Origin of the sequence: Streptomyces sp. NBC_00989, assembly GCF_045162655.1 — a bacterium.
Classification (GTDB): Bacteria; Actinomycetota; Actinomycetes; order Streptomycetales; family Streptomycetaceae; genus Streptomyces.
On sequence record NZ_CP108728.1, the window covers coordinates 2,762,550 to 2,784,016 of the forward strand.

The 21,467-nt window shown below is 69.9% G+C and carries 16 protein-coding genes; 9 read left to right on the forward strand and 7 right to left on the reverse strand.

Annotation, left to right across the window (positions count from 1 at the left end; translation table 11 throughout):
• Positions 1-784: 784 nt before the first annotated feature.
• Positions 785-2,569: a glyoxylate carboligase gene (gene gcl / locus OG714_RS11965; RefSeq protein WP_406120333.1), complete on the reverse strand. Its 1,785-nt coding sequence runs from the start codon at positions 2,567-2,569 to the stop codon at positions 785-787.
• Between the two features lie 187 nt (positions 2,570-2,756).
• Between gcl and OG714_RS11970 the strand changes: the two genes are divergently transcribed.
• Entirely contained in the window at positions 2,757-3,464 is a 708-nt protein-coding gene (locus OG714_RS11970; protein WP_406120335.1) for a hypothetical protein, read from the forward strand.
• Positions 3,465-3,860: 396 nt separating this feature from the next.
• On the opposite strand, the gene OG714_RS11975 is transcribed toward OG714_RS11970, so the two are convergent.
• Both OG714_RS11975 and OG714_RS11980 read right to left on the reverse strand, forming a co-directional pair.
• Positions 3,861-5,468 carry an AMP-binding protein gene (locus tag OG714_RS11975; RefSeq protein ID WP_406131793.1) on the reverse strand — a complete coding sequence of 536 codons (1,608 nt, stop codon included), beginning with the start codon at positions 5,466-5,468 and terminating at the stop codon, positions 3,861-3,863.
• 41 nt (positions 5,469-5,509) lie between these two features.
• Positions 5,510-7,180: an AMP-binding protein gene (locus OG714_RS11980; protein ID WP_406120337.1), complete on the reverse strand. Its 1,671-nt coding sequence runs from the start codon at positions 7,178-7,180 to the stop codon at positions 5,510-5,512.
• 146 nt (positions 7,181-7,326) lie between these two features.
• Here OG714_RS11980 and OG714_RS11985 point away from each other — a divergent pair, with 146 nt between their 5' ends.
• The 4 genes from OG714_RS11985 (at position 7,327) to OG714_RS12000 (ending at position 12,943) form a co-directional block, all read left to right on the forward strand.
• The gene (locus tag OG714_RS11985; RefSeq protein WP_406120339.1) at positions 7,327-8,139 is read left to right on the forward strand and encodes a response regulator transcription factor; all 813 of its coding nucleotides are present in this window, start codon (positions 7,327-7,329) and stop codon (positions 8,137-8,139) included.
• A gap of 183 nt (positions 8,140-8,322) precedes the next feature.
• Entirely contained in the window at positions 8,323-11,139 is a 2,817-nt protein-coding gene (locus OG714_RS11990) for an ATP-binding protein (RefSeq protein WP_406120341.1), read from the forward strand.
• A 203-nt stretch (positions 11,140-11,342) separates the two neighbouring features.
• Positions 11,343-12,134, forward strand: a complete 792-nt coding sequence (locus tag OG714_RS11995) for a S1 family peptidase (protein WP_406120343.1) — start codon at positions 11,343-11,345, stop codon at positions 12,132-12,134.
• Positions 12,135-12,295: 161 nt separating this feature from the next.
• Positions 12,296-12,943 carry a LysE family translocator gene (locus tag OG714_RS12000; RefSeq protein ID WP_406120345.1) on the forward strand — a complete coding sequence of 216 codons (648 nt, stop codon included), beginning with the start codon at positions 12,296-12,298 and terminating at the stop codon, positions 12,941-12,943.
• A gap of 61 nt (positions 12,944-13,004) precedes the next feature.
• Here the strand turns inward: OG714_RS12000 and OG714_RS12005 are convergent, their stop codons facing one another.
• Complete coding sequence (locus OG714_RS12005) at positions 13,005-14,120, reverse strand: winged helix DNA-binding domain-containing protein (protein ID WP_406120347.1); 1,116 nt, start codon at positions 14,118-14,120, stop codon at positions 13,005-13,007.
• 158 nt (positions 14,121-14,278) lie between these two features.
• Here OG714_RS12005 and OG714_RS12010 point away from each other — a divergent pair, with 158 nt between their 5' ends.
• On the forward strand, positions 14,279-15,457 hold the full coding sequence (locus OG714_RS12010; RefSeq protein WP_406120349.1) for a magnesium and cobalt transport protein CorA: 1,179 nt from the start codon (positions 14,279-14,281) through the stop codon (positions 15,455-15,457).
• A gap of 276 nt (positions 15,458-15,733) precedes the next feature.
• Here OG714_RS12010 and OG714_RS12015 read toward each other — a convergent pair whose 3' ends face one another.
• From OG714_RS12015 to OG714_RS12025, 3 genes are all read right to left on the reverse strand, one after another.
• On the reverse strand, positions 15,734-16,960 hold the full coding sequence (locus OG714_RS12015) for a tyrosine-type recombinase/integrase (protein WP_406120351.1): 1,227 nt from the start codon (positions 16,958-16,960) through the stop codon (positions 15,734-15,736).
• Between the two features lie 45 nt (positions 16,961-17,005).
• Complete coding sequence (locus OG714_RS12020) at positions 17,006-17,446, reverse strand: helix-turn-helix transcriptional regulator (protein ID WP_406120353.1); 441 nt, start codon at positions 17,444-17,446, stop codon at positions 17,006-17,008.
• A gap of 117 nt (positions 17,447-17,563) precedes the next feature.
• A complete protein-coding gene (locus OG714_RS12025; RefSeq protein ID WP_406120355.1) occupies positions 17,564-17,821 on the reverse strand; it encodes a helix-turn-helix domain-containing protein in 258 nt (85 codons plus the stop codon).
• A 511-nt stretch (positions 17,822-18,332) separates the two neighbouring features.
• On the opposite strand from OG714_RS12025, the gene OG714_RS12030 reads away from it, so the two are divergent.
• The 3 genes from OG714_RS12030 (at position 18,333) to OG714_RS12040 (ending at position 21,372) form a co-directional block, all read left to right on the forward strand.
• Positions 18,333-19,262, forward strand: coding sequence for a hypothetical protein (locus tag OG714_RS12030; protein ID WP_406120357.1), 930 nt, complete (start codon positions 18,333-18,335; stop codon positions 19,260-19,262).
• Positions 19,259-19,954: an ATP-binding protein gene (locus tag OG714_RS12035; protein WP_406131794.1), complete on the forward strand. Its 696-nt coding sequence runs from the start codon at positions 19,259-19,261 to the stop codon at positions 19,952-19,954. The genes OG714_RS12030 and OG714_RS12035 overlap by 4 nt, the downstream gene beginning before the upstream one ends.
• 92 nt (positions 19,955-20,046) lie before the next feature.
• A complete protein-coding gene (locus OG714_RS12040; RefSeq protein WP_406120359.1) occupies positions 20,047-21,372 on the forward strand; it encodes a hypothetical protein in 1,326 nt (441 codons plus the stop codon).
• The last annotated feature ends 95 nt before the right edge of the window (positions 21,373-21,467 follow it).

Consider the following 21,467-nt stretch of genomic DNA (forward strand, 5'->3'; position numbering starts at 1 on the left):
ACGGGGGCGGCGGGCCTCGTATCAGGGGGTGTCATGAGCGGTGCTCCGACGATCCGGCTCCAGCCTCACGAGGTCGCGTTGCTGCGGGGCGGTTCTCGTGCGGCCGTGACCGTGGCGGTGGTTGCCTTGCATCTGCGGGGTGAGGTGCGGGCAGGGCGGCCCGGCACGATGCGGACCTCGGGGGTGGCTGCGGGGGCGGGGGCGCTTCCACGTCTCACGAAGGCTGTGCACTCCGCGCTGTACCGGCCGGCGGGTATGCGGGAGTTGATTGACCGGCGGGGTGTGGGTGAGGCGCTCGGGGAGTTGCGTGGGGATCTTGTGGCGGCGGCGTTGCTGCGCAGGGTTCCGCCTGGTCGTACCCGTGCCGCGCGCGTGCTGTTGAAGTCCCTGCGGGTTCAACTCCCTTTGCCTGTAGGGCGGGAGGGGGTGTCGTCGGGTGATGTTCTGCTGGCGGTCGCCCTGTACGGGGACAAGGCGTTGGTCTCGCTTGTGCCGCGTTTCGCGGAGGCGGCGGGGTTGGCTGGTCGGGGTGGGGCCGCTGCGGAGGGGTTGCCGCAGTCATGGGGTGGGGGGTCCGGGGGTGGGTTGACTTGCGGGGCCGGATAGGTCCTGCCGGGTTCTGTCGGCTGCGAAGTGCGGGTCGTCGTGGCTGGTCGCGCCCACGCGGCGGAGCCGCACATCGACACAGCCCCGCGCCCCTTTGGTTGGCGCTTCGCGCCTCCCAAAAGCAGGGGGTGGCCCATCCTCCTGGATGAGCCACCCCCTGCTGACCTCTCCCCGCTTCTCAGACCTTCAACGTCCTGATCGACGTCGGTGCATGACCCGGCTCGGTCGCGATCTCCTCGAACTCCACCACCGCGCTGATGTCGTTCGTCTTGCTCATCGCGATGTTGGTGACGCGTTCCAGGATCGCTTCCACGACGACCGGGACCCTGAACTCCGCCGCCAGCTTCTTGGCCTGTTCGAAGGCCGTGCCCAGTTCGGCGGGGTCGGTGACGCGGATGGCCTTGCAGCCGAGGCCCTCGACGACCTTGACGTGGTCGACGCCGTAGACGCCCAGCTCGGGAGAGTTGATGTTCTCAAATTCCAGGTTGACCTGGAAGTTGATGTCCAGGCCGAGCTGGGCCTGGCGGATGAGGCCCAAGTAGGCGTTGTTCACGAGGACATGGACGTACGGAATCCGGTGCTGTGCGCCGACCGCGAGTTCCTCGATCATGAACTGGAAGTCGTAGTCGCCGGAGAGGGCGACCACGGACGCCTCGGGGTCGGCCTTCGCGACGCCCAGCGCGGCCGGGATCGTCCAGCCGAGGGGGCCCGCCTGGCCGCAGTTGATCCAGTGGCGCGGGCGGTAGACGTGCAGCATCTGGGCGCCGGCGATCTGGGAGAGGCCGATCGTGGAGACGTAACGGGTCTCCGGGCCGAAGGCCTTGTTCATCTCCTCGTAGACGCGCTGCGGTTTGATCGGGATGTCGTCGAAGTGCGTACGGCGCTGGAGAGTCGACTTCCGTTCCTGTGCCGCGGCCGCCCACGCCGAGCGGTCGGGGAGGGCGCCCTCCGCCTTCAACTCCCTTGCCACCGCCACGAACAGCTCCAGCGCCGCCTTCGCGTCGGACGCGATGCCGTAGTCGGGGGCGAAGATCCTGCCGATCTGGGTGGGCTCGATGTCGACGTGGACGAACGTCCGGCCGGCCGTGTAGACGTCCAGCTTGCCGGTGTGACGGTTGGCCCAGCGGTTCCCGATGCCGAGGACGAAGTCGGACTCCAGGAAGGTCGCGTTGCCGTAGCGGTGCGAGGTCTGGAGGCCGACCATGCCCGCGTTCAGTTCGTGGTCGTCGGGCAGGACGCCCCAGCCCATCAGGGTCGGGACGACCGGGATTCCGGTCAACTCGGCGAACTCGACGAGGAGTTCGGCCGCGTCGGCGTTGATGACACCGCCGCCCGCGACGATCAGCGGGCGCTCGGCGGCGTTCAGCATCCCGAGCGCCTTCTCGATCTGGGCGCGGGTCGCGGTCGGCTTGTAGACCGACAGCGGTTCGTACGTCTCCGGGTCGAACTCGATCTCCGTGAGTTGCACGTCGATCGGCAGGTCGATGAGGACCGGGCCGGGGCGGCCGGAGCGCATCAGGTGGAAGGCCTGCTGGAAGACGCCCGGGACCTGGGCCGCCTCCAGGACGGTCACCGCCATCTTCGTCACCGGGCCCGCGATCGACGCGATGTCGACGGCCTGGAAGTCCTCTTTGTGGATCACGGCGGTCGGGGCCTGGCCCGTGATGCACAGGATCGGGATCGAGTCGCCGATCGCGGAGTAGAGGCCGGTGATCATGTCGGTGCCGGCCGGGCCCGAGGTGCCGATGCAGACGCCGATGTTGCCCGGTCCGGTACGGGTGTAGCCCTCGGCCATGTGCGAGGCGCCCTCGACATGGCGGGCGAGGGTGTGGTGGATGCCGCCGGAGGCCTTGAGCGCGGCATAGAAGGGGTTGATCGCCGCACCCGGGACGCCGAACGCGTCGCTGACGCCCTCGCGCTTGAGGATCTCGACTGCCGCGCGGGCAGCGGTCATACGAGCCATGGAGTACTCCTGCTTCGGCTGTCGGAATCACATCACCGGCGCGCCCCGCGGTGAAAACTCCTTGCGAGCTTCTGACTTCCGCATCAACTTCCGTATTGCGGAATCTAACTTCTACTATCTGGAAGTAATGTAAGTGGGGTGACCAAGGCCGTCAAGAGACGGACAAGCAGGGGTTTTCAGGAGGACTATGGGGCTCATGTCCGAGAGCGTGCCGGTGCGCTGTCCCGCCTGCCGACGAGAGCACGTCTACGCCGCACCGTCGTATCCCTGTGTGTGCGGGGCCCCCGTGGCCCCACCGCTGGACCAACGCGGCGTGGCGACGGTCGTGACCCACCGCGTGTGGGACGAGGACTGGATCGCGGTCCGCTGCGCGGCCTGTGGCCGGCTCGACGAGTGGCCGTACCCGGAGCTGGGCTGCCCGTGCGGGACGCTGCTGCGGATTCCCGTCGCGGGTGCGGAACCCACGTCGGAACCCGCCGGGAGGACCCCCAAGGCCGGCGCCGACGCCGAGGGCCGCCCCGCCTTCCAGCCCGTCACGATCCGCACCGCGCGCGACGCGGTCACCGCCGCCGCGCTGTATCTGCGCTGGCTCGGCTACCGGGACATCCGCCGTGCCGACCAGCGGCCCCCGTCCGGCATCGGCCTCGCCGCCCGCGGCATCCTGGCGCAGGTCGACCCGACCGTACGGCCGGCCTCACTGCGCGACGTGGAGTGCCTGTGGCTGACGGCCATGACGGAGTCCACCGAGTGCGTCTACTTCTCCCTCGCCGGTTACGCCGACGACGCCCGCGCCCGCGCGGACGCCCTCCGCGTCCCCCTGTTCGTCCTCGACCTCACGGGCACGCCGCAGCCGGTGAACGACCTGGCTGATCAACTCGACGCGGCGGGGAGTTAGTTGGGCGGGTGGGGTAGGGGGCAGGTCGGGGTCGGGTTATGGCGACCACGGCCGGTTCGCGACGGCGGGCGGCGGGGGTGACTGCCGGACCGCGGGACGAGGACGCGGGCCCACGGAGACCGTCCGCCGACGACATCGTGCGGCTGCGTGACGCTGCCACCAGGCCGCCTCCGCAAGTCGCCGGACCCGCCGGACTCACCGCAGACTGTCCCGCCAGATGTATCCCAGGCCGTCGGACGCACCGCCTCACAGCAGCTCGGCCGAGCACCAACGCCCGCGGCCGAGCGCCCCGTACACGCCACCGACGGACCAGGTGTCCGAGTCACTCCACACTCCAGCGCCCAGGCCCACCACGGAGCCCTCAGACACCCACCCGCGCCTGAGGGCTCCCCCACCTCACCGCCCCCGAACAGCCCGCTCCCGCAGTTCGATCTTCCGTACCTTCCCCGACACCGTCATCGGAAAGGCGTCCATGATCTGGAGCAGGCTCGGGATCTTGTAGTGCGCCAGCCTGCCCTCGCAGAAGCCGCGCAGCTCCTCCAGGGTCGGCGGGTCCGCCGGGTCGCGCGGGATGACGCAGGCCAGGACCTCCTCGCCGTAGCGCTCATGCGGCACCCCCACCACCTGGACGTCCGCGATCTTCGGGTGGGTGTAGAGGAACTCCTCGATCTCGCGCGGGTAGATGTTCTCGCCGCCCCGGATGATCATGTCCTTGATGCGGCCGACGATCTCGACGTAGCCGTCCTCGCGCATCATCGCCAGGTCACCCGTGTGCATCCAGCGCCCCGCGTCGATCGCCTCGGCGGTCTTCTCGGGCTCGTTCCAGTAGCCGAGCATCACGCTGTAGCCCCGGGTGCACAACTCCCCTGCCGTGCCCCGGGGTTGGGTCACACCGGTCGCCGGGTCGACGACCTTGACCTCCAGGTGCGGGAGGACGCGGCCGACCGTGCCGGTGCGGTGTTCCAGGTCGTCGTCCCTCCTCGTCTGGAGCGAGACCGGGGACGTCTCCGTCATGCCGTAGCAGATGGAGACCTCCGCCATGTGCATCTCGGCGACCACCCGTTTCATCACCTCGACCGGGCAGGGCGAGCCCGCCATGATGCCGGTGCGGAGTGAGGAGAGGTCGTAGGTAGAGAAGTCGGGGAGGTTCAACTCCGCGATGAACATGGTCGGTACGCCGTAGAGCGACGTGCACCGCTCCTGCTGGACCGCCTTCAGCGTCGCCGCCGGGTCGAAGGACGGGGCCGGGATCACGATGCACGCCCCGTGCGAGGTGGCCGCGAGGTTGCCCATGACCATGCCGAAGCAGTGGTAGAAGGGCACCGGGACGCAGACCCGGTCCTGCTCGGTGTACGCGATCAACTCACCGACGAAATAACCGTTGTTGAGGATGTTGTGGTGGGAGAGAGTCGCGCCCTTGGGGAAGCCGGTCGTACCCGAGGTGTACTGGATGTTGATCGGGTCGTCGCAGGACAGCTCGATCCTGCGGGTCCAGAATTCCTCGTACAGGTCAGGCGTCCCGCGCCGCAGCAGCGCCTCCCAGCTCGGATCGCCGATGTACACGACCTCCCGCAACTGCGGGCACTTCGGCCGGACTTGGTCGACCATCGCCCGGTAGTCGCTGCTCCTGTGGCTGACCGAGGCGAACAGGACCGAGATCCCCGCCTGGTTGAGGACGAACTCGACCTCGTGGGTGCGGTACGCCGGGTTGATGTTCACCATGATCGCGCCGATGCGGGCGGTGGCGTACTGGACGAGCACCCACTCGGCGCAGTTGACCGCCCAGATCCCCACCCGGTCGCCCTTGGCGACCCCGCTCGCGAGCAGCGCGTACGCCAACTGATCGATGTCGGCGGCGAATTGGCCGTAGGTCCAGCGTCGTCCGGACGGTACGTCGACGAGGGCCTCGCGGTCGGGCCAGGCCGCGACCGCCCGGTCGAGGTCGGCGCCGATGGTGTCGCCGAGGAGTGAGGTCCCGCTGGTTCCATGGCTGTACGAGTTCATCGGCGGGTTCATCGGCGAATCCACCGGCTTCGTCGGCGAGTTCATCGGAAGTCCTCCTCGCGGTACTCGGCGGCCGACCCCGCGGCCGTCGCCTCCCGCAGCTCGATCCGGCGGATCTTGCCGGAGACCGTCTTGGGCAGGTCGGCGAACTCCAGCCGCCGGATGCGCTTGTAGGGGGCGAGGACGTCACGCGAGTGCTCGAACAGCACCTTCGCGGTGTCGGGTCCCGGCTCCCAGCCCGCCGCGAGCACGACGTACGCCTTCGGTACGGCGAGCCGCAGTTCGTCCGGCGCGGGCACCACGGCGGCCTCGGCCACCGCCTCGTGCTCCAGCAGCGCGCTCTCCAGCTCGAACGGGGAGATCTTGTAGTCGGAGGCCTTGAAGACGTCGTCGGACCGGCCGACGTAGGTGATGTAGCCGTCCGCGTCCCGGGCGCCGATGTCGCCGGTGCGGTAGTAGCCGCCGGCCATCGCCTCCGCCGTACGGTCCGGGTCGCCGTGGTAGCCGGTCATCAGGCCGACCGGCGGGTCGGACAGGTCGAGCGCGATCTCGCCCTCGGCCGCGCCCGGCGCACCCGAGACCGGGTCGAGGAGTTCGACGCGGTAGCCGGGGCTCGGCCGTCCCATGGAGCCGGTCTTCAGCGGCTGGCCGGGGCTGTTGGAGACCTGCACGGCGGTCTCCGTCTGCCCGAAGCCGTCCCGGATGGTGACGCCCCAGGCGCGCCGCACCTGCTCGATCACCTCGGGATTCAAGGGCTCCCCCGCGGCCAGGGCCTCGCGGGGCGGGGTGCGCAGCTGGGTCAGGTCGGCCTGGATGAGCATCCGCCACACGGTCGGCGGGGCACAGAAGGTGGTGACGCCCGCCCGGTCCATCTCGGCCATCAGCCGGGCCGCGTCGAAGCGCGTGTAGTTGTGGATGAAGACGGTCGCCTCCGCGTTCCAGGGCGCGAAGAGGTTCGACCAGGCGTGCTTGGCCCAGCCGGGCGAGGAGATGTTGAGGTGCACGTCACCGGGCTGGAGACCGATCCAGTACATCGTCGCCAAGTGCCCGATCGGGTACGACGTGTGGGTGTGCTCGACCAGCTTGGGGTGGGCGGTCGTGCCCGAGGTGAAGTAGAGCATCAGCGGGTCGTCGGCCAGGGTCGCGGCGTCCGGCGTGAACTCCGCGGCGGCGGTGTACGCGTCCTCGTAAGTCCGCCAGCCCTCGACCGCGCCGCCGACCGCGATCCGCGTGTACGTGCCGGGCACCTCGTCGAACTTGGCGGTGTCCCCGGAGCGCACGATCACCTGGCGGACCCGGCCGCGTTCGACGCGGTCGCGCAGGTCGGCGGGGCCGAGCAGCGGGGTGGCGGGGATGACGACGGCGCGCAGTTTCATCGCGGCCAGCGCCGTCTCCCACAGCTCGGTCTGGTTGCCGAGCATGACGAGGATCCGGTCCTCGGCGCGGACGCCCTGGGCGCGCAGCCAGGTGGCGACCCGGTTGGAGCGCTCGGACATCTCGGCGAAGGACAGGGCGGCCTCGGTGCCGTCCTCCTCGACGATGCGCAGCGCGGTGCGGTCGTTCCCGGCGGCGATGACGTCGAACCAGTCCAGCGCCCAGTTGAAGTGCTCGGGCCGGGGCCAGGAGAAACCCTCGTAGGCCGTGGCATAGTCCTCGCGATGTGCCAACAGGAAATCGCGCGCACTACGGAACGACTCGCTTGCCGTCGTCATCTGTCCTCCTAGTAACCGGACCATTGCCGGGCGGCTCTCTGACATCGTGTAATCCGTGATGTGGGTCTCACTACCCCCGTACGGGGGTGTGTGCAGCACGGCGGCCGCAATGAAGGGGCAAGCGGGTGGCTACGGACGCGGCAGGGATGGTGGAGATTCAGTCGGCGCTGGCACGGCTGCGGCGCGGTACGGGGCTGCCGGTCGCCTTCGGCGGCCTGGTGGAGAGCGGCCGGCAGCAGATGCGCATCAGCGAACTGAGCGGCACGTTGACCCCGTCGCTGCGCGCCCTCGCGGTGACCTCGGGCAACGGTCTCGGCGGCAAGGCGGTCGCCCTGGCCCGCCCGTGCGCCGTCCTGGACTACTCCGCCTCCCGCCAGATCAGCCACGAGTACGACGCCCCGGTGGCCGCCGAGGGCCTGCGCGCGATCCTCGCGGTCCCGGTCGTCGTACGCCGCCGGGTGCGCGGTGTCCTCTACGGCGCGCTGCGCACCGCCCAGCCGTTGGGCGACCGGATGCTGAGCGCGGCGATGGAGGCCGCGCGGGACGTGGAACAGGCGCTGGTGGTCCGGGAGGAGGTGCGGGAGCTGCTGAGCGCGGCGCGTCCGGCACCGGCCCCCGACCCGGCGGCGAGCGCGGTGTGGGAGCAGGTGCGGGAGGCGCACACGGCGCTGCGGGCGCTGGCCCCGCGCATCCCGGACCCGGCGCTGCGGGCCGAACTCCTGGACGCCTGCGGGCTGTTGACGGCGGAGGCGGCCACCGGAGAGGTGGAGCTGGCGCCCCGGGAGCTGGACGTCCTGGCGTGTGTGGCGGCGGGGGCGACGAACGCGGTGGCGGCGGAGCGGCTCGGGCTGCGGCCGGAGACGGTGAAGGGGTATCTGCGCTCGGCGATGCGAAGGCTCGGGGCGCACACCCGCGGGGAGGCCGTGGTGGCCGCGCGGCGGGCGGGGGTGCTGCCGTGAGAGAGGCGGTGGTACCCCCATCGGTGGCCCTTGAGGCAGCTCCCATGACACCTATCTATTCACTCATCGGAGCTTTGAATTTCCCGATGCTGCACAGTTGTTATTTCCCTCACCACCCCATCCATCCGAATTTCAAGGACTGATTGCCTAATATTGGCCCGGACACGACACACGAGGGGAGCGGTGACCGTGCGACGGGACTTCAAGGAGCCTGCCAGAACGCGCCCCGACCTGGTCATCGGCCGGGAGGAGATGTTCAACGCCGCCCGTGACCAGCTCGCCGAGGGTGGCAGTGTGCTGCTCCACGGCCCCGCCGGAATAGGAAAGTCGACCGTCCTGCGGGCGTTGGCCGCGGAATACGGCGAGACGGCGCGCACCGTGTTGCGCTGCTCGGCCACGGAGTCCGAATCCCATCTCCCCTTCCTGGCCCTCGCCGACCTCCTTGGTCTGGTCCTGGACGAGGTGTCCGAGCGACTGCCCGTCGCCCAGCGCACGGCACTCGAATCCGCGCTCACCGGCCGCGGCGAATCCTCCCTCCAGCGCGACGGCCTCGCCCTGCGCCTCGCCGTCCTGTCCGCGCTGCGCGCCCTCGCCACCGACGGTCCCGTCCTCGTCGTGGCCGATGATCTCCAGTGGCTGGACCCGGCCAGCGCTGAACTCCTCGGCTTCGCCGCCCGGCGGCTCGGGGACACGCAGGTGCAGATGGTCTTCGCGGTGCGCACCGAGGGCCAGGAGTACGACCGGTATCTGAGCGCGTCGCCGCCGGACACCCTCGCGTTCCGGCTCAGCCCGCTCTCCCGGGCGCAGGTGTCGGCGCTGCTCGACCACCGCGGCTACACCGGGCTGCCGCGCTCCACGGTCCGCGAGATCCACCGCACGAGCGGCGGAAACCCGCTGTTCGCGCTGGAGTTGGGCCGCGCCCTCGCCGAGAATCCCACCCCGCCGAGACCGGGCGAGCCGCTGCCGGTGCCCACTTCGCTACGCGCGTTGGTGCTGAGCCGGCTCGACATGCTGCCCGCCGAGGCCCGCCGCACGCTCCTGGTCGCGAGCGCGGGCGCCCGACCGACCGTGTCCCTGCTGCAGAACGCCGGCCGCGAGAACGCCGAGGCGGAGACCGCCCAGGCCGCCGAACTCGGCCTGCTGGCAACGGAACCCGAGGCGCCCGCCGTACGGTTCGCGCACCCGCTGATCTCGGCCGCGCTGTACGCGGAGGCCCCCGCGCAGGAGCGGCGGGCCGCGCACGCCGCTCTGTCGACCGCGGCCTCCGACCCCATCGAGCGCGCCCGGCACCTCGCCCTCGCGACCACCGGCACCGACCCGGAGGTCGCCGCCCGCCTCGCCGAGGCCGCGACCCTGGCCCGCGACCGCGGGGCGCCCTCGGTCGCCGCCTCGCTGGGACTGCTGGCCGCCCGGCACACCCCGGTCGACAGCGTGCCGGGCCCGGACGAGCGGCGGTTGCAGGCCTCGGAGGACGCGATCACCGCGGGCGAGCTGGACCTCGCCCGGGACATCGCGCGTGAGGTGCTGACCCGGACCTCGGTGCCCGCCGAGCGGGTGCGGGCCTGGATCATCGTGATCGACACGGCAGGGCACTCCATGGCGGACGTCGACGCCGTCTTCCCGCAGGCCCTCGCCGACGCGGGCGACGACCCCCGGCTGCTCGCCCTGGTCCGCTACCAACTGGCGTGGCGCGCCCTGCTCGTGGAGGGCGACTTCGCCGAGGCCCGGGCGGAGACCGCGCGCTCGGCCGAGCTGGCGGCGCGCGCCGGTGACCGGCGCACCGAACTCCTCGCGCTCTCCTTCCAGGCGCAGACCGAGACCCTGATGGGCCATCCGGACGCCCCGCTCACCATCAAGCGCGCGCTGAAGGAGCCCCAGGACCCGAGGGTGGCGTGCCATCACAACGGCGCGGGCTCGGCCCGGTTCCGCTGGCTGGTGATGAGCGATCAGCTGCCCGAGGCCCGCGCCACCATCACCGCGCTGCTGCGCGAGGTGCGGCGGCGCGGGTCGGTGGAGAGCGAGGTGCACTTCCTGCGCGGCTTCGCCGAGACCGAACTGCGCTCCGGGCACTGCGGCCGCGCCCTCGACCTGGCCCGCGAGGGCCTGCGGCTGGCCCGCGACTCCGGGATCGGCCAGACGGCGTCCGCGATGCTCACCGCGCTCGCCGAGGCCTCCGGCGGTGACGTCGAGGAGGCTCTCGCGCTCGCCCGGGAGGCGGTCGAGCACGCTGAGGAGGACGGCGACCAGATGTATCTGTCCCGTGCCCTCGGTGCCCTGGGATACGCCCAGTTGGTCGCCGGGGACGCCCACGGGACCGTCCGCTCGCTGCGCCGGGTCCGCGAGCTGGAGCAGGCCCTCGGGGTGACCGACCCGGCGCGCGGCCGCTGGCACGGCGACCTCGCCGAGGCCCTCGTCCGGATCGGCGAGACCACCGAGGCCCAGGACGTCATCGACGTGACACGTGAACGCGCGCTGCGCCTCGGCCGCGAGAGCGTCCTCGCCGTACTCGACCGCGCCGAGGCCCTGGTGCGGGCGGCACGCGGCGAACACGACGCGGCCGTAGCGCAACTGACGTCCGTTCAGGACCGGCTGGCCAAACTCGGTTACGGCCTGGAGGAGGCCCGCGCGGCCTTCGCGCTGGCGTCGCTGCGCACCGGACAGCCCGGACCGACGTCGTACGACGAGGCGACCCGGCTGTTCAGGCGCTGCCGGGCGCTGCCCTGGCTGCGGCAGGTGGACGAGGCCGCCGTGGTCCGGCCGCCGGAGCCGACGCCCGTGGCCATGCCCGCGCCGACCATGGAGGGGCTCGACGGGCTGGCCTCGATGGAGCGTCAGGTCGCCGCGCTCGTCATGGAGGGCGCCACCAACCGGGAGATCGCCGCCCGGCTGTTCATCAGCGTCAAGACGGTCGAGGCCACCCTGACCCGGGTCTACCGCAAGCTGGGGATCCGCTCGCGGGTGGATATCGTCCGACTGGCGGCGGGGCGCCGTCCGAACTGAGGACCCTACGGGTTTACTGTGCGGCGACCGAGGGTTTTCCCTGCCCAACTCCCCTAGGGGGTTCCCTCATTGGGAGCAGGGTGTCCCGGGTTCTAGCTTATGGGTGTGCCGCTCGCCCGGGCATACGGGGGTCGGTCCCGCGACCCCCGTTGCACACCCCCACACCCGCGCGATCCCCCACCGGCAAGCCAATGAGGAGACTCATGTTCGGGCTCAACCGCGCCAAGAGAACCACCGCAGTCGTCGCAGCAGCCGCCGCTGCCGCAGCGACCGCACTGCTCAGCGCCCCCACCGCTGTGGCAGCCCCCCAGCCCATCGTCGGCGGTTCCACGACCACGACGACGACGTACCCGTTCGTCATGCAGATCACGGACGCCTCGCAGAACCAGTTCTGCGGCGGCACGCTCGTATCCGCCACCAAGGTGGTCACCGCCGCCCACTGCATGGTCGGCGAGACCACGAGCAGCGTGCGTGTGGTCGGCGGCCGCACGTACCTCAACGGTACGAACGGCACCGTCAGCAAGGTCAGCAAGATCTGGATCAACCCCAGCTACACGGACGCCACCAACGGCGACGACGTGGCCGTGCTGACCCTGTCGACCTCGATGCCGTACACCACGGCGTCGTACGTCTCCTCCTCCCAGACCAGCGTGTACGCGGCCGGCACCACCGCCCGCATCCTCGGCTGGGGCACCACCTCGGAGAACGGCAGCTCCTCCAACCAGTTGCGGACCGCGACCGTCCCGATCGTGTCCGACTCCAGCTGCAAGAGCTCCTACGGTTCGGACTTCATCGCGTCCGACATGGTTTGCGCCGGATACACATCCGGCGGCGTAGACACCTGCCAGGGCGACAGCGGCGGTCCCCTGCTCATCGGGGGCGTCCTGGCAGGGATCACTTCTTGGGGCGAGGGCTGTGCCGAGGCGGGTTACCCGGGTGTGTACTCCCGGCTGACCACGTTCTCCAGCCTGGTGACCACACAGGTCAACTCGTAACCCGGAAGAACTCCTGAGCACTCCTCAGGGAAATACCAGGGTGCGTTGCGGGCTTCCACGAGCAGCCCGCAACGCACCCTATCCATGTGCGGGCCACCAACCGGCCCCTAGAGCGGACCCCTTCCCGCCTGTTTCAATGAGCGCCGGATGGGAGTGATCGCATGGTGTCCACAGACCGTTTCCTCGCCTTCGCCGCGATGTCGTTGCTGGTGATCGTGATCCCGGGCCCGAGTGTCCTGTTCGTCATCGGCCGCGCGCTCGCCCACGGCCGCCGTACGGCGGTGGCGACGGCGATCGGCAACGTCTTCGGCTCGTATCTCCTCGTGACGGCCGTGGCGTTCGGCATCGGCGCGCTGGTGGAACGGTCGGTCACGATCTACCTGACGGTGAAACTGGCGGGCGGGGCCTACCTGATCTATCTGGGCATCCAGGCGTTCCGCCACCGCAAGGACCTGAAGGCGTCCGCGATGCGAACAGCTCCAGGGCAGGAGCCCCGAGGTGACCTGCGCACAGTCCTCGACGGAGCCCTCGTCGGCGTCACCAACCCCAAGGGCGTGGTGTTCTTCGCCGCCGTACTCCCCCAGTTCGTCAACCACTCCGCGGGCCAGGTCCCGCTCCAGATGCTCCTGCTCGGCCTGATCCCCATCTCCATCGGCCTGGTCACGGACACCCTCTGGGGCCTGACCGCCTCGGCGGCCCGCAACTGGTTCGCCCGCTCCGACCGCCGCCTCTCCCTGATCGGCGGCGCGGGCGGCTTCACGATGATCGGCCTGGGAGTGACGGTCGCGGTGACGGGCCGAGCGGACTGAACCTTCCACGGTTCCACGGCCCTTGGGTTCCACGGTCCTTGGGTTCTACGGTCCGTGGGTTCTACGGCTGTACGACCGTCCCGAACCGGATGTCGTACGACGTCCCCGTGTGCATGGTGTCGAGCATCCGCGCCCCCTCGGCGGTCACCTCGTCCCTCTCGGCCTTGGTCAGCTTGCCGAAGGGTTCGATGACGAGGTGGCCGTCGCCGTCGTCGAGTTTCCAGACCCCGGCGAGGAACCCGTCGACGAGGAACGTGCGGTGGGCGACGTTGCCCTGCCAGGCGCGGCCCCAGTACTCGGGCGGTACGACGCGGGTGCGGTCGGCGTGGGAGAGAAGCAGGTTGTCGAACTCGGGCAGGAAGCGCGGCGGGGCCGGGGTGTCGGCGGCGGGGCGGGGCGCGTCCGGGAGGTCGAAGAGTTCGACGCCGTTCGGGTCGTAGAAGGTGACGAGTTGGGGCCGTAGCCGCTCGAAGGCCTCGCGCAACCGCGTCAGACCGGCCCAGGTCTGCATGTCCTTGACGGAGGCCGGCCCGAAGGCGGCGAGGTAGCGCAGGACGGTCGCGTCCGGGGTGGGGGCGGGTTCGGCGGGGCGGCCCAGCCAGTGCTCGGCGGTGGTGAGCGCGACCTGACCGCTCCGTCCCCACAGCCCGCGCGGGGTGACCTGGACGAGCGGGAGCTTGCAGCGGGCGGCGATCCCGAGGGCCTGCGGGTCGGCGTCGGGCCACTCGACGAGGAGTGCCTCGCGCAACTCCTTCATGGTGCGCGGCTCGTCCTCGACGAGTTCACGGGCGAGTACGGCGAGCCGGTCCAGGTCGACCCCGGCGAGCCCCTTGCGGAAATTGCCGAGCTCGCGGTCACGGGCGGCCTGCACGAGCGGGCGGAGGCTGAGACAGTCGGCGGCGGTGTGGGTGTGGATGGTGGAACGCATGGTGACGATCCGGACGACCTCGCGCTCGGCCATCAGCCCGGACAACTCCTCGGGCGCGAATCCGTCGAGGCGGGCGGCGAGGGCGTAGTACGGCGGCTTGACGTTCTGGGCCTGGAGGCCGAGGAGATGCTCGATGCCGGCGCGCGCCGAGAGGGGCGAGCGGCGCAGGAGGAGCTGCCGGTCGAGGGTGGCGCGGTTGAGGGCGCGGATGTCGAGTACGGGAGCGGTCGGGGGCTTCGCCTTGGTCACGCTCCCACGCTAAGGGCGATTGCGGACACCTTCCGTCCGCAACTCTCACCGAGTCGGGGACCCGTTTCACACGCCCCGGCTGTTTGCCCCCGTATATCCTGCTCATGCCCTGTGATCACGTAGACGTAGGGACATAGGCCCGATCGAGAGGCACCGCGATGCCCCAGCGACGCGCCCGCCCCACCTCGGAGAACGGCAGAGACGGCAGGAACGGCAGGACGTCCGGCTGGCGCCGTACGCAGGCCCCTCCCCCGGCACCCGAACCGAAGCCCCCGGTGTCCCCCGCCGACGCACCCCCCTCGGAACCGTCCGACGCGGGCAGCGTCGTCCAGGCCGCCCTCTACCGGGACGGCGTGCGCGTCTCTGCGCCGGACACCCTCGCCGACACGTTCCGCGAACTGCGCGAACAGCCGTCCGGCATGGCCTGGATCGGCCTCGCCCGCCCCACCGAGAGCGAACTCCTCTCCCTGGCAGCGGAGTTCGACCTCCACCCGCTGGCCGTCGAGGACGCGATGGAGGCACACCAGCGACCCAAACTGGAGCGCTACGGCGAGACGTTGTTCGTGGTCCTGAGCGCGGCCCGCTACTTGGACACCACGGAGGAGGTCGACTTCGGCGAGCTGCACGTCTTCGTGGGCCCGGACTTCGTGATCACGGTCCGGCACGGCGCGGCCCCCGATCTGTCGGCGGTCCGCCAACGCATGGAGGAATCACCGGAGTTGCTGAAGCTCGGCCCCGAGGCGGTGCTGTACGCCATCCTCGACGCGGTCGTCGACGGCTACGCGCCGGTGGTCGCCGGCGTCCAGATCGACATCGACGAGATCGAGACGGAGGTCTTCCGCAGCGAACCGCAGGTCTCCCGCCGCATCTACGAACTCTCCCGCGAAATGGTCGAGTTCCAGCGCGCCACCCGCCCCCTGGTGGGCATGCTGCACAGCCTGATGGCGGGCTTCGCGAAGTACGGCACCGACGAGGAACTCCAGCGCTACCTCCGCGACGTCGCCGACCACGTCACCCACACCAGCGAACGAGTCGACGGCTTCCGCCAGGCCCTCACGGACATCCTCACGGTGAACGCGACCCTGGTCACCCAGCAACAGAACGCGGAGATGCGGGCGTTGGCGGAGGCGGGGTTCGAGCAGAACGAGGAGATCAAGAAGATCTCGTCGTGGGCGGCGATTTTGTTCGCTCCGACGCTGGTCGGGACGATCTACGGGATGAACTTCCGGCGCATGCCAGAGTTGCACTGGGTACTCGGATACCCCTTCGCCATCGTCCTGATGGCGGTTGTATGCACCAGTTTGTACGTCATCTTCAAGCGCAGAGACTGGCTCTGAGTAATCGCCCGAGGAGGTGCTTCTGCGCGGCAGTGCGGCCCTGATCGCAGGCTCCGACGATGCCTTCAAGGTCGCTGGGGAGAATCTGGGGAGAATGAGCCGCGTTCCGATTCCTGCGATCGCGGGCGTTGACCGGCGGTTGCCTCGCCGCTGAGGCGCAGGCTGGCAGCACTGATCGGCACGGAGAGTAGCCAACTTCCCTTGTGGAACGTCGAAACGGGTGGGCACAGCAGATCGCTGTGCCCACCCGTTTCGTGGGTTGTGCGGAGAGGATGTCTACGCAGCCAGTGCAGGCTGGCCGATCAGGGCGTCGATGGCGCCTCGCCCCTTGCCGCCGGCCTCCGGCATGAAGTGGGCGTAGTAGTCCAGGGTGATCGTCGGGCTCGAATGGCCGAGCCAGCGGGCCAGAGTGACGACGGACTCGCCCGCTTCGAGGATGACCGAGGCGTACGTGTGCCGGAGCACGTGGAAGCCGTCCTTGCGCGACGCCTTCCACCGCTCGCCCTTCTTACGCAGGGGGATGACGCCGGCGGCGGCCAGGGCCGGCTTCCACACCTCTACGTTGAAGATGTTCGCGCGCAGGGCGTTGCCGTACGTCGTGGTGATGACGAGCGGGAACTTCTTCGTCTCCCGTTCGGGCTCCGGGCCGCCCCACGGCAGCTCCACCTCGACCGCCGGGTACTCCATGAAGTACTGGGCCAGGGCCCCAGCGACCGACGGAGGCATGTCGACGACGCGGGTCTTGCCGCCCTTCGGCAAGGTGAAGTACAGCCGCCCGCCGAGGAGTTGGACCTGCCGGCGGATGCGCAGGACTCCACGGGCGAAGTCGACATCCTCCGGCGACAACCCGAAGACCTCACCCTGCCGCAGCCCGCAGCCCAGCGCGAGCACGACGGCGATGCGGTAGCGCGCGTTGATCGCGTCCCGTACGCGCTGCGCGGTCTCCAGGGGCCAGGCTTCTCTCTGATCCTCCGGCGCCTTGGGCCACCGCACGGACTTGGCCCGCATCGGATTGCGCACCAGGCGCTTGTCGTCGATGGCGGTCTCGACGATGTTCGAGAGCGTGCCGAGGATCTGCCGGGCGTATCGCGGCGAGAGTTCCTTCTCCAGCGCGGCGATGTATCCGCGCAGTACCGCCGGGCTGATGTCCCGCAGGGCGACGGTGCCCAGCTGAGGCTGGATGTGGAGGCGGACTCGTTCGTCGATGCGTTTGACCGTGCCGGGCGCTCCACGAACTCCCGTCTGCCAGAAGCGTGTTACGTAGTCGTCCAGCGTGATGGAGCCGTCCCGGGGATCGACGAACTCGCCGCGTTCGCTGTCGGTGCCGGCCGTTCGCAGCCACGTTTTGGCGTCTTCGAGCACGTCGAACGACTTGTCCCGGACACCGGGGATACCGGCGACTCGGTACCGGGAGCCCTTGCCGTAGCGGGTGGTGCGTTCCCGCTTGCCGGTGTCGGGGTCCTTCTTCTTCTTGATCCAACGGTCTTCTATATAGCCGGCCAAATACTTCCCTCGATGACAGGTTGCGTGCGATAGGAGTCAGCCGGGTCAGGCGCCCGTGGCGTAGTCCGAGCGTCTCTGCGGTGCGGCGCCCAATGGGCTCAGGGTCGTATTGGAACGCGAGTCGGCCTGCTCCTGTTCGCGGATCCAGGCGTCGAGCGCTTCTATCCGGTACATGACGCGGCCACGCGGCCCCATCCGGAAACTGGGCGGACCGTTTCGGCGATGCCGCCAGACATAGAGGGTGTGCGGGGACAGGCCGAGGTATTCGGCGGCGCCTTTCACACTCAGGAATGCCTGGCGCGTAGCGGGGGTGGCATCCGGAACTTGGATGGAACTCGGCTTCGGAGCAGAAGACGGTCGTGCAGGCAAGGTTGGCCTCCGTGGGCATGGCGCGAGGGCGGGTGTGGTCTGCCAGGCGGCGCGACAGTGGAAAGGGGCTCTCTGTGCCGGGCGCGGTCGGCGAACACCATCAATGGTGCGGAGCATCCCCGGTTTCGGTAACCGGGGATCTCGTGCTATATGCCCCAGCGAGTACGAGCTGTAGGGCCCGGGGCAAGCACTCACCGACCTTCCCCGGACTGTGAATCCAGCTCCGGGGGCAGGTCAGACGAGTGTGGGGTCTCCGAGGAGCACTGGGGGTGCGACGTGCAGTGCCTGGGCGAGAGCCACGAGGTCGTCGATGTCGCACCGGCGCTGAACACGTTCGATGCGAGACAGCATGGTGTTGGACATCGGGTGGCCAAGTGCGGTGACGCGGCGGGCGAGTTGGCGTTGCGAGAAGCCTCGTTCGGTGCGGAGGATTTCGATGGTGCGGGCCGCCCGTATTCCTGCGGGGCCGATTTCCAATGAGCGTGCGGGCATGGCTCCAGTTGTAGCGTCCATTCGCCGGTTTGGTTAACCGGCGATCGTGGTCTATGTTCCCCCGCGTTGTCCGCATGCGGAGCGGTTCCCCGCGCTGACATGACCCGAGAGCCGCCGCGCTGATCACCGCTCAGTGACTGCTGCGACATGGGGTGTTGTGTTGTAGCTTGCCCGTCTCCGGCACGTCAACGGCTTCCCGATGTGATGCTTCTGGCTCGGAAACCGGCACAACTATTTGGTCAACCGGCGATCGTGCCTTACCGTTTTGCCACCGCCCCCTACCGCCCGCTTTTGCGGCTTCCTTTCTGCCGTAAGAGATTGCGCGGGATGGGGCTGGACTTGTGCGACCTGGGTGTGGCTATGTTGACGACACCCCCGGAAAGCGCGAGCGGCCATCAGCGCGCCCCGTGCCGCCGACAGGCCAACTCCCCCACCCCGTAGGCCCGTACCGCCGATCGACGGTGAGCCGTGGGCTCCTGCCCACCTGCAACCGAGTGAGGACCCGCCCCTCTTGGCACGAATCCGCACCATCAAGCCCGAAGCCTTCGTCTCCGAGTCCCTGGCCGCCGTCTCGCTGACCGCCGAGCGCACCTTCTTCGGCCTGCTCACCCAGGCCGACGACCAGGGCCGCCACCGCGACCACGCCGCGATCATCGCCGGACAACTGTGGGTCCTACGCCCCGACCACACGCCCTCCGACGTCGAGACGGACCTCGCCCAGCTAGCCGACGCCGGACTGATCTGCCGCTACACGGGCCCGGACGACAAGCGGTACCTGCACGTCGTCACATGGCATCAGCATCAGAAGATCAACCGGCCGAGCATGAGCCGTCTGCCCGATTGCCCTCGCCATAACGGCCCTTCCCGGACCCGGCCGATCATCGCCGCACCGGTGACGGAGGCGAGCGTCACGGAGTCCGCACCTTCTCCTCCTGGACCCCTCCGTGAGCCCTCCCGCAAAGCGCGCGAGCCTGCACCGCACTCGACCCCTGATAACGAAACCGCAGGTCAGAAGGATTTCACGGAGCGCTCCGTGATGGATTCGGGAGCCCTCCCTGCATCGGCGGTGACACCTCATCGTCCGGATCTAGGACCTAGGACCGTGGATCTAGGAAGTAACCCTTCGGGGGTCGCAAGCGCCCCCGCGCCCGACACCGTCTCGGCCAAGGATCTCCTTGGCGAATACGTGGCCGCGTGCAACCACCGCCCGCCGGACGACGTCCTGAAGCGTCTCGGACAGCAGGTGCGGAAGCTGCTCGACGAGGGCATCGCCCCCAGCCACCTCCGGGCCGCACTGGAACGCCACCGGGTCAAGGGCCTGTCCCCGAGCGTCCTGCCGAGTCTCGTCCACGAGGTCATGAACGCCGCGCCCATGCCTGCCACCCACAGGGCATGGACGAACCCCGCCGATATCAATGCCGCCTATGGAGGTGACCTCTGAGCGCCACTCTCACCCGCGAGCCCCACCGGGTCGGCCCGATCGCCGACCGGCTCAACGGCATCCTGGCCACTCGCGGCATCAACCCTGCGGTCACGGCCCAGGAACCACCGGCCGAGCCGGTCACCGCCCTGGAGCTTGCGGACGCCCGCATCCCCGCCCGCTACCGCCGCGCCCTGGCCGACCACCCTCAGATCACCGCCTGGGCCGACCGGATCGCCGGGGCAGGACGCCCCGGACCTGGCGGACCAGGCATCGCCGAGGGACCGTCGCTGCTGATCGCCGGCCCCACCGGAACCGGCAAGACCCACCAGGGATACGGCGCCGTCCGCGCCCTCCTCACCCGAGGTGTCCGCCTGCGCTGGGAAGCCACCACCAGCGCCGACCTGCACGCGCGGCTCCGCCCCCGCGCCGGCCACGACGGCGAACGGGAGCTGCAGACGCTGGCCCGATGCCCGCTGCTGCTCCTGGACGACCTCGGTGCGGCCAAGACCAGCGAGTGGACCGAGGAGTTGACCTACCGGCTGATCAACCACCGGTACGAGCACATGCTCCCCACCCTCATCACCACCAACCTGCCGATCCCCGAGCTGCGCACCGCGCTCGGCGACCGCGTCGCTTCACGCCTCGCCGAAATGACGGAACGCGTCATCCTCACCGGCCCCGACCGACGCCGTACCGCGCCCGCCGCCTGACGGCAGCCGCGCGTCTCCCTCCTCGCCCTCACCTCACCCCGCCCACGCAAGAGCCATGCCCTCGCTCGCGTTGGCCCTTGGAGAGCCTCTGCATGACCCCTGGCACCACCGCACTCATCAGCGCCAACGGCATACCCGCCTGGCCGCACTGGATCCCTTCGCCTGTGGTAATCGCGGTCCTGGTCGCCGTCGCACTGTCCGTCGCATGGTCCCTACGGCGGCGCCTATGGAAGCGGGACGCCGAGCAGCGCCGTAGCACCGCCGCGGTCCGGGTCGCTGCCCTCGCCGCGATCGGCTGCACCGCCTACAGCGCGGACACCAGTTGGCGGTTCGCCGCCGATTACCTCGACATGGGCAGCAGCATCGAACGGGCGGCGATGTTCGCCGCCGCCGAACTCGCCCTGTTCTCCACCGCCCTGCTCGCCCGGGCGAACCTCAACGGCCCGAAGCGGGCACCCGGTCTGCCCGGCACCCTCACCTGGGTGATCACCGGCGTGCAGATCGTGCCCGCCTACGCCGAGTCCGGGCTGGTCGGCGGAACCGTGCGGGCCTTCGTCGGCCCGGTCCTGGCGGCCGTGCTCTGGCACCTGGCCATGGGCATCGAACTGCGCCACCGCACCCCGGATGCCGACTCCCGCAGTCTGACCGCTGTCCTCGCCCGACAGGTTCGCGAACGGCTGCTGGCCCGCCTGGCAATCGCCGACAGGGACGCAGACGCCGCCCGGATCATCCGCGAGCGCGCCCTCGACCGAGCCGTCACCCTGATCCTCCGGGCAGAGGCCATGAAGCCCGAGAAACGCTCCAAGTTGCGCGGCCGGCGCCTCACCCGCCGCCTGCACCAGGCCCTGGAGCAGGCCGACGTCGACCGCGACGAGCGGCAGGACGAGTTGCTGCTGCGCAAGCTCGCCACCCGCCAGCAGGCCCTCGCCCTGGCCTCCGTCCCACTGCCCAGGCGCTGGCCCGAACCCGCCCCGTACACGACGGGCGGTGCAGCAACCGCCCGCCCGCGCGCCACGGCAACGAAGCGGGGAAAGAACCCGGGCCGTCCGCCCGAGACCGATGCGGGCGATGACGCTGGCGACCCGGCTGCCCGCGCAGAGCCCGAAAGCCGCCCGCAACCGCCCGCCCGCACGACCACCAACCCGAAGCCAATCTCGGGCGGGCAGCCACCGGACACCGATCGGGGCAAGGCGACACGGGCGAAGCCGGACCCCTCGGACCCCAGACCGCGCGCGACGCAGGAGGTCCTCATCGAATTCGCCCATCGCATGCTCCACGAGACCGGACGCCTCTCCCGCGACCTGCTGGAACACACCGTGCGCGAGAACGGCTACAGCGTCGCGAGCGACAAAGCCGGCGAGGTCGTCCGCACCATTAAGGCCGAGCTGAAGGCCACTCACACCGACCATCCACACTGATCCGCTCCACCCACAACGCCCGAGGAAGAACGCTCAATGCGCGACTCGCAAAACGAACTACCCACCGCCCAAAGGGAGATGACCACCCCAGCCTC